Annotated in this window: 9 protein-coding genes; 6 read left to right on the top strand and 3 right to left on the bottom strand. The window is 74.5% G+C overall.

What is annotated here, in order from left to right:
* The 3 genes from KME80_RS48860 to KME80_RS48850 all read left to right on the top strand — a co-directional run.
* On the top strand, window positions 1–1,152 hold a 1,152-nt coding region (locus KME80_RS48860), incomplete at its 5' end, for a LolA family protein (RefSeq protein ID WP_219519559.1).
* Window positions 1,149–2,117 (top strand): ABC transporter ATP-binding protein, encoded by a 969-nt coding sequence (locus KME80_RS48855; protein ID WP_219519556.1) that lies wholly within the window; start codon window positions 1,149–1,151, stop codon window positions 2,115–2,117. The genes KME80_RS48860 and KME80_RS48855, both read left to right, overlap by 4 nt.
* Window positions 2,104–3,081 (top strand): ABC transporter permease, encoded by a 978-nt coding sequence (locus KME80_RS48850; RefSeq protein ID WP_219519553.1) that lies wholly within the window; start codon window positions 2,104–2,106, stop codon window positions 3,079–3,081. The genes KME80_RS48855 and KME80_RS48850 overlap by 14 nt, the downstream gene beginning before the upstream one ends.
* Before the next feature lie 54 nt (window positions 3,082–3,135).
* Here the strand turns inward: KME80_RS48850 and KME80_RS48845 are convergent, their stop codons facing one another.
* Window positions 3,136–3,855 (bottom strand): YcnI family copper-binding membrane protein, encoded by a 720-nt coding sequence (locus tag KME80_RS48845; protein ID WP_219519550.1) that lies wholly within the window; start codon window positions 3,853–3,855, stop codon window positions 3,136–3,138.
* Between the two features lie 46 nt (window positions 3,856–3,901).
* Window positions 3,902–4,438, bottom strand: coding sequence for an MFS transporter (locus KME80_RS48840; RefSeq protein ID WP_219519549.1), 537 nt, complete (start codon window positions 4,436–4,438; stop codon window positions 3,902–3,904).
* A 146-nt stretch (window positions 4,439–4,584) separates the two neighbouring features.
* Here KME80_RS48840 and KME80_RS48835 point away from each other — a divergent pair, with 146 nt between their 5' ends.
* From KME80_RS48835 to KME80_RS48825, 3 genes are all read left to right on the top strand, one after another.
* A complete protein-coding gene (locus tag KME80_RS48835) occupies window positions 4,585–5,040 on the top strand; it encodes a hypothetical protein (protein WP_246647100.1) in 456 nt (151 codons plus the stop codon).
* Between the two features lie 94 nt (window positions 5,041–5,134).
* Window positions 5,135–6,097, top strand: coding sequence for an alpha/beta hydrolase fold domain-containing protein (locus KME80_RS48830; RefSeq protein WP_219519546.1), 963 nt, complete (start codon window positions 5,135–5,137; stop codon window positions 6,095–6,097).
* A 61-nt stretch (window positions 6,098–6,158) separates the two neighbouring features.
* A complete protein-coding gene (locus KME80_RS48825; protein WP_219519544.1) occupies window positions 6,159–6,977 on the top strand; it encodes a siderophore-interacting protein in 819 nt (272 codons plus the stop codon).
* Between the two features lie 24 nt (window positions 6,978–7,001).
* On the opposite strand, the gene KME80_RS48820 is transcribed toward KME80_RS48825, so the two are convergent.
* Window positions 7,002–8,115: TolB family protein (locus tag KME80_RS48820; RefSeq protein WP_219519542.1), on the bottom strand; the 1,114-nt coding region annotated here is incomplete at its 5' end.

The following is an 8,115-nucleotide window of genomic DNA, read 5'->3' as shown; positions in this document are numbered from 1 at the left end:
ATCGCGGCTGCTGCCGTGATCGGGGCCGCGATCGGCGCCGGTCCGGTCGTCGCCGCGGTGAGCGGCGACCCGGTGCTGCCCGAGCGCTCGGCCCAGCAGCTGCTGGCCGACGCCGCGGCGGCCGCCCAGAAGACCGAGGGCATGCTGCCGATGTCCGGCACCGTGCAGCAGACGGCCTCGCTCGGCCTGCCGGCGCTGCCGGCGACCAGCTCCGCCGGGCCGCTCAGCCTGCTGTCGGGCTCGCACGAGATCAAGGTCTGGTACGGGGCGGGCGACAAGCTGAGGGTCGCGATGCCGACCCAGATGAACGAGACCAACCTGATCGTCAACGGCGACCAGGCGTGGTATTTCGACAGCGCCACCAACACCGCCACCAAGATCATTTATGACGGGAAGCGGCCACACGACGCGGCCGAGACCGCCCCGGCGGAGCTGACCCCGCAGGCGGCGGCGGAGAAGGTGCTGGCCCAGGCCGACGAGCACACCGCCGTCAGCGTGACCAACACGGCCGAGGTGGCCGGCCGCCCGGCCTACCAGCTCGTGCTCAAGCCGAAGGACGCCGGCTCCCTGGTGGAGGAGGTGCGCCTGGCCCTCGACGGGGAGAACTTCGTCCCGCTCCAGGTGCAGGTGTTCGCCAAGGGCTCGGCCGAGCCGGCCTTCCAGGTCGGCTTCACCCAGGTGACGTTCACCCCGCCCGCGCCGGAGAACTTCACCTTCACCCCGCCCGCCGGGGCCAAGGTCGAGGAGAAGAAGCTCACCGCGCCCCAGGAGGGCGAGGGCGGCGAGCGGGCCGAGGAGCACCGTGAGGAGGCGAGGAAGGCCGCCGAAGAGGTCAAGATCGTCGGTGACGGCTGGACCTCGGTGGCCGTGCTGCCCGCCTCGGTGGCCGATCTGAAGGCCCAGGACGGCCGCCAGGCCGGCGAGCAGGGTGAGCAGGGTGACGACGGGTCGCCGTTCGGCGGCGACGGCGGCGCCGACCCCGCCGCGCTCCTCGAGACCGTCCTGAAGTCCGCCACCCCGGTGAGCGGCCCGTGGGGCTCCGGCAAGCTGATCACCACCAAGCTCGCCACGGTCCTGCTGACCGACGACGGCCGTCTGCTGGTCGGCGCGGTCACCCCGGAGGAGATCACCAAGGCGGCGGGCGTCAGGTGACGACCGCCACGCAGGAAGCGGGGGCGCCTCTCGGGGCGGCCCCGCCCTCCGACGCCGCCATCGTGACCAGCGGCCTGACCAAGCGCTTCCGCGGCGGCCAGGTCGCCGTCGACGCGCTGGACCTGGCCGTGCCGCGCGGGTCCGTCTACGGCTTCCTCGGGCCGAACGGCTCGGGCAAGACCACCACGATCCGCATGCTGCTGGGCCTGGTCGCGCCCACCGAGGGGGAGCACGCGCTGCTCGGGCTGCCGCTCGGCCAGGCGCTGCCCCGGGTCGGTGCGCTCGTCGAAGGACCGGCCTTCTACCCGTACCTGTCGGGTGAGGCCAACCTGCGCCGCTTCGACGCCGCCGACCCGACCGCGACGCCCGCCACCGCCAAGGAGCGGATCGGCGAGGCGCTGGAGCGGGTGGGGCTGAGCGCCGCGGCGGGCAAGCGGTTCCGCAACTACTCGCTGGGCATGCGCCAGCGCCTGGCCATCGCCGCCGCCCTGCTCGGCCCGCGCGAGCTGCTCATCCTGGACGAGCCGACCAACGGGCTCGACCCGCAGGGCACCCGCGAGGTGCGCGCGCTGGTCAAGGAGATCGCCTCCGGCGGCACCACCGTCTTCGTCTCCTCCCACCTGCTGGCCGAGGTGGAGCAGATGTGCACGCACGCGGCGATCATGCGGGCCGGCCGGCTCGTCGCGCAGGGCACGATCGCCTCGCTCAGCGGCGGGCGCGCCACCCGGATCCGGGTCGAGACGCCCGACCCCGCCGACGCCGCCCGGGTGCTGGGCGCGCTCGGCCTGGCCGACGTGCGCTCCGACGAGCACGTGAGCGCCGAGCTGGGCGGGCACGCGCCCGAGGAGGTCAACGCCGTGCTCGTCCGCGAGGGCGTGGCCGTGCGCGGGCTCGCCGTGGTGCGGCCGAGCCTGGAGGACGTGTTCGTGGGACTGACGGGAGAGGGTTTCGATGTCGACGGCTGAGACCACCACCGGTACGGAGGCGGCGACGCGGACCGACCGGCCCCGCCGCACCCCCGGGCTGGTGCCGGTGGCCGAGACGATCGGCAGCGCCGAACGCCACGCCCCCGAGCCGCCGCCGCCGGGACTGCCGTCGCCGCCGCGCCGGCCGGGCGCGTTCTGGCGGCTGCTCGGCTCGGAGCTGGGCCTGACGTTCCGGCGCCCGCGCAACCTCGCCATGCTCGCGGTGGTCGCCGCGGTGCCTGTCGTCGTCGGCGTCGCGCTGCGGATGGTCGGCGGCGGCGGGGACGACGAGATGAGCGGGCTGATCGCCAGCGTGGCGGGCAACAGCCTCATGCTGACGTTCGTCTCGTTCTCGTTCCTGACGCTGCTGCTCATGCCGGTCGCCGTCGCCGTCGTCGGCGGCGACTCGATCGCCGGCGAGGCCGGCGCGGGCACGCTGCGCTACCTGCTGGCCGCGCCCGCGGGCCGGGGCCGGCTGCTGGCCGTCAAGTTCCTGAACGTCGTCGTGTACGCCTACGCGGTCACCGCCGTGGTGGCGCTGTCGGCGCTGCTCACCGGGCTGGTGCTGTTCCCCGTCGGGGACGTGACGCTGCTGTCGGGCACCACCGTCTCCGTGACCGACGGGCTGCTGCGGATCGCCGTCAGCGTCGGCTACATCGGCGCCGGCATGGCCGCCCTGGGCGCGGTCGCGCTCGCCCTGTCGACGTTCACCGAGGTGCCCATCGGCGCGATCGCCGGCGCGGTCGTGGCCGTCATCGTCTGCCAGGTGCTGCGCGCCATCCCGGAGCTCGCGCCGCTGGAGCCCTACCTGCTGCCGGCCCGCTTCACCGGCTTCGACGCCGTGCTGCGCGCCCCCATCGACACCGGGGCGCTGCTCGACGGGCTGGCGGTGTTCGGCGCGTACACCGTGCTGTCGCTGTCGGTCGCGTGGGCGCGCTTCACCGGCAAGGACATCACCTCCTGACGGGCGCGCCCCGTACGGGCCGAGAACGGGCCGCGTACGGGACGCGCCCGCGGGTCAGGACGTGCGGCGGCGCAGCGCCAGGAAGGCGACCACGAGGCCGATGACGCCCACGGCCAGGCCCGCGCCGCCGAGCAGGCGGGCGGTGCCGTCGGAGGAGGCGGCGGCGACCGGCGTCACCGAGGGCGCGGGGGACCCGGCGGCGGGGGACGCCGGGGCGGTGGCCGCGCCGTGCGCGTCGCCGCCGGTCGCCGGGGTCAGCTTGAGCACCGGCGCGGGGTGCTCCGGCTCGGAGCCGTCGGCCGCGGGCGCGTCGGCCCAGTCGACGACCTCGCCGCCGGAGTAGGTCTGCTTCGTCGGGAACACGATCTGGCCGACGCCCTCGGGCAGGCGGCCCATCGACACCTCGAACTCCTGGAACTCGCCCTTGCCGATCTTCCCGCCGGACCAGACGACGGTGGTGACGGCCTCGGTGAGCTCGCCGAACTCGGTGGTGACGGGCTTGGGCAGCTTGCCCTCGGTGACCTTGACGCTCCAGCCGGGCACGGGCTTGACCGACACGAACGCCAGCGGGTGGTCGGTGGGGAAGGACACCTCGACCTTGACCGTCGAGGCGTCGTCGCGCTCGTTCGGCACGCGGAAGGCGACCTTGGTGAACCCGCCCTGCTCGGCGGTGCCCGGGTTGATCGTGACGTGGGCGAGCGCGGGCAGGGCGAGCCCGGCGGTCAGGGCGGTGGTGGCCGCGAGCACGGTCGCGGCACGGCGGACGAAGGACATGGCGGATCTCCACTTGTCGTGATGGGGGTTACGGGGGTGTCAGCAGTCAGGCGGGCAGTGGAGGACCACGCCTGGCCACGGAGTGACGCAGCCCGGGATCGGGCGGCACGGCCCGCGCGCGCACGATCGGCGCGGCGGGGCGGAGGACGGGGGAGCGGACCGGGCGCAGCGGCGTCAGGCGGCGCAGCAGCCGGCGCAGTGTCGCCCACAGCGCGGCCTCGCCGCGGGCCAGCCACCAGCCGGTGAGCAGCGTGGCCGTCAGGTGCGCGACCAGCATGCCGAGCGCGTCGCCGAGCCCCTGCCCGTGCAGATGGAGGGCGACGTAGGCGGTGCCGTCGCCGCCGCCGAACAGCTCGTGCAGCCCGGCCTGCGCGACGATCAGCGCGGTGTTGACGGTGGCGGCCGGGCGCTCCCGGCCGGACAGGGCGAGCGCGAGCGCGAACACCGAGGCCGCGCCGAGCCCGGCGGCCCACGCCGCGGGGCCGGTGCCGCCGCCCAGCGTGTGCGCGATCGCGGCCAGCGTCACGCAGACGGCCGTGAAGACGGCCGCCCTGACGAGCCGGAGGGGCGGGTGCGCGCGCATGGGTGTGCCACATGGTCTCACAGGGAGGGGGCGGCGACGAGTTCTTCTTCAAGCTCGGCAATGCCTGGTTGATTCGCGATGTTTGTCGCTAGGGTCGGGCTCACCACGTTGACATAGGGGTGAGTACGTTGCGGCACTTAGGTGGTTTGCTCCTGGGGCTGGTGGTGACCGCGGCGGTCCTGGCGGGCGGCGGATGGGCCGTGCAGCAGGCGATGCTCGCCGCGCAGGCCGCCCCTACCGGCGGGCAGCAGTTGTGGATCGCGCTCGGCTCGATGGCCGCCGTCGGCCTCGTCGTCGGGCTCGTCGTGGCGGGGCGGGTCTCGCCGCTGGCCACCTTCACGCCGTCGCTGGTCCTGCTCGCCTGGACCGTCGTCTACGCCCTCGACATGAACCGCGCGCTCAGCCTCCTCCCGGACGAGCCGTCGGTGCACCAGCTCGTCCGGGAGGCCGCCGCCGGCGACCGGCTGCTACTGACCTCCGGCGCCTTCGCCCTGCTCGGCGTGGCGCTGTTCATCCCCGTCCTGATGCCCTCCCGCTGGGCGCGCGACGACGACGAGGACGACGACGAGTACGAGAGCACGCAGGAGGGCGGCTACTACTGACCCCGCTGCGATCTACGTTGTAAAGGCGGCGGCCCGGAAGCCCCCTGGTTACCGGTGAGTAGTGCGGGTATGTACAGGTCACGGAGGACTCGTCATGAGCCTGGACCGCGACGTCACGCCTGACTACCCGCTGAGCTGGCAGGCCCGCGCGCTCACCGGCCTGATGCGGGGCACCCTCAAGCCCGCCTCGCACCTGCTGCTGCGCCACCCGCTCGCGCTCGACTGCGCCTCGCGGCTCGGCGGCCTCGCGGGGGCCGTGCCGGTGCCGGAGCACGTCACCGTGACCCCGGCGGCCTTCGCCGCGTGCGGCGGCGAGTGGGTGCGCGCCGGGCGGGAGCTGGACGAGGGCAAGGTGCTGCTCTACCTGCACGGCGGCGGCTACTTCTGGTGCTCGCCGCGCACCCACCGGCCGATCACCTGGCGGCTGTCGGCGGCGGCCCGCCGCCCGGTGCTGGCCCTGGACTACCGGCAGGGGCCCGTGCACAAGCTCGCCGACTCGCTGAGCGACGCCCTGGAGGCGTACGGGTGCCTGCTCGAACGCGGGTACGACGCGGCCGACGTGATCGTGGCAGGCGACTCGGCGGGCGGCCATCTGACGCTGGCGACGCTGCTGGCGCTGCGTGACCGGGGGCTGCCGCTGCCGTCGGCGGGCATCTGCCTGTCGCCGTGGGCCGACCTGACCGACTCCCCGCGCCGGGCCAACCGCTGGCAGGACCCGATCCTGCCGGCCGGGCGGGTGCGCTGGCTGGCCCGCCGCTGGACCGACGGGCTCGACCCGCGCGACCCGCTGGTGTCGCCGGTGCTGGGCGACTTCACCGGGCTGCCGCCCCTGATGATCGTCACCGGGTCCACCGAGGTGCTCAGGGACGAGGCGCGCCGCGTCGCCCTGCGCGCCCGGCGGGCCGGGGTGCCGGTGACGTACGAGGAGTGGCCGCGGATGCCGCACGTGTTCCCGCTGCTCGCGGACGTGCTGCCGGAGGCGCGGCTGGCCTTCCGGCACATGGCGGGGTTCCTGGCCGCGGCGGGGGAGCGGCCGCCGATGGAGGACGCGGCCTGACGGTCTTCCCCCGGGCAGGGTGTAGGTTAGGTATGCCTAACTTCTGGAGGGGGTCGTTGGAATGACCGATCACCGCGGTGTCGTCCTGCGCACCGAACGCATCTCGCCGCACATGATCCGTGTCGTCGTCGGCGGTGACGGCCTGCGTGACTTCGCCCTCTCCGGAGCCACCGACAGCTACGTCAAGGTCGTCTTCCCGCACGAGGGCGTGGACTACCCGCAGCCGTTCGACGTGCGGCAGGTGCGCGAGACCATGCCGCGGGAGTTCTGGCCCCGCCTGCGCACCTACACCGTGCGCGCCTGGGACCCCGACACCCGGGAGCTGACGCTCGACTTCGTCCACCACGGCGACGAGGGGCTGGCCGGGCCGTGGGCCGCGCGGGCCAGGCCCGGCGACGAGGTGCTCATGCTTGGCCCCGGCGGCAGCTACTCGCCGGCCCTGGAGGCCGACTGGCACCTGTTCGCCGGGGACGAGAGCGCGCTGCCCGCCATCGCCGCCTCCCTGGAGGCGCTGCCGGAGGACGCGCTCGCGTACGTGTTCGTCGAGGTCGAGTCGCCCGAGGACGAGCTCAAGCTGAGCACGCTCGCCGACGCCCGCGTGACTTGGCTCTACCGCGACGGCGGGCCCGTCGGCGAGGCGCTGGTCGAGGCGGTGCTCGCGTTCGGCTTCCCGCCCGGCGACGTGTGCGCGTTCGTCCACGGCGAGGCCGGCTTCGTCAAGCGGCTGCGCCGCTACCTGCGGGTGGAGAAGAGCGTGCCGCTGGAGCGGCTGTCGATCTCCGGCTACTGGCGGGCAGGCGTGGACGACGAGGGGTGGCGCGCGGTCAAGAAGGACTGGAACCGCCAGGTCGAGACCGAGGAGGCCGCCGAACTCGGCTGAGCCCGCCCCCGGCCGCGACCCGGGTCAGATCTTGGTCACGTCGATCACGTACAGCGTGTCCCCGACGTCGTAGTACAGGAGCCTGCCCTCGGCGTCGTGGCCGGGCGGCTGGGCGGAGAAGCCGTTCTCCCGCTGCTCCGCCTTGATGCCCAGGTCGGCCGAGCGGCCGCCGGCGAGGTCGTACAGGGCGAACGCGACGAACCCGGTGCGGTCCTTCAGCATGGCCACGTGAAAGCGGTCCTGGGGCAGCCGGTCCGTCCGCCCCATGGAGCCCGGCAGCGGCTGCTCGCCCGAGCCGTCGCGCAGGCGCAGGAACATGCCGTCCTGACGCTGCCCGATGCAGTGGGTGACCGAGCATCCGAGCAGCTCGTCGCCCGGCCGGGTGGTGGCGGTGCGCGTCTCGCCCGTCTCCGCGTTGCGGATCCGGCCGAACCTCGGTCCCACATGCTCGCCGTACGGGCCGGGCTCGCCGATCCACGGCCAGTTCAGCACGTGCATCGACGCGCCGCCCTCGACCGGGGTGGCCGGGCCGCCCGCCAGGGGGGCGGTGTGGACGCCGCCGGAGCGGGCGGAGAAGACGACGCGGTCGCCGGCGATCTGCACGCCGTCCAGGCCGCTCTCGTCGGTCCGCACGGTGGTGACGAGCGCGGCCTCGCCGCCGGACAGCGGGGCCGACCAGATCTGGGTGGTGCCGTCCTTGAGCCGGTTCCACCAGACGACCCGGTCGCCGCCGGCGCGGAAGTCGGCGGCGAACGCCACCGTGCCCTTGGGCGTCGGTACCTTCGTGATCTCGCGTCGTTCCCGGGTGCCGAGGTCGTAGGCGTACAGGGCGTTGGCCTTCTCGAAGCTCGACCAGGTCTCGACGAGCAGCGTCCGGTCGTCGAGGAACTGGATCGGGCGCAGCCGATCGCGCCGGGTGCCGGGGAGCTTGTGGACGGCCTGCGGCCACACCTCCTCGATCGGCGGCGGCGCCTGGAGGCCAGTGAGCTCACCCGTGGGCCCGCCGGTGGGCCCGCCAGTGGATCCGCTGGTGGACACGCCGGCCGAGGCGGTGGCCGAGACGGTGGCCGCCGGGCCGGCGGGGCGGGGCTCGGCCGGGCCCCCGAGGCCGGCCGTCACTGCCACGCTCACCCCGGCG

The sequence above is a fragment of the Nonomuraea ceibae genome, from assembly GCF_019396325.1.
In the GTDB taxonomy this organism is placed as follows: domain Bacteria; phylum Actinomycetota; class Actinomycetes; order Streptosporangiales; family Streptosporangiaceae; genus Nonomuraea; species Nonomuraea ceibae.
Note: the sequence above shows the minus strand (reverse complement) of the source record. Positions and strands in the feature narration are given on the sequence as shown.

Bases quoted from the DNA above. Each gene is read 5' to 3' on its own strand.
- KME80_RS48845 (WP_219519550.1), bottom strand. From the start codon at position 3,855: ATGTCCTTCGTCCGCCGTGCCGCGACCGTGCTCGCGGCCACCACCGCC.
- KME80_RS48830 (WP_219519546.1), top strand. From the start codon at position 5,135: ATGAGCCTGGACCGCGACGTCACGCCTGACTACCCGCTGAGCTGGCAG.
- KME80_RS48825 (WP_219519544.1), top strand. From the start codon at position 6,159: ATGACCGATCACCGCGGTGTCGTCCTGCGCACCGAACGCATCTCGCCG.
- KME80_RS48840 (WP_219519549.1), bottom strand. From the start codon at position 4,438: ATGCGCGCGCACCCGCCCCTCCGGCTCGTCAGGGCGGCCGTCTTCACG.
- KME80_RS48850 (WP_219519553.1), top strand. From the start codon at position 2,104: ATGTCGACGGCTGAGACCACCACCGGTACGGAGGCGGCGACGCGGACC.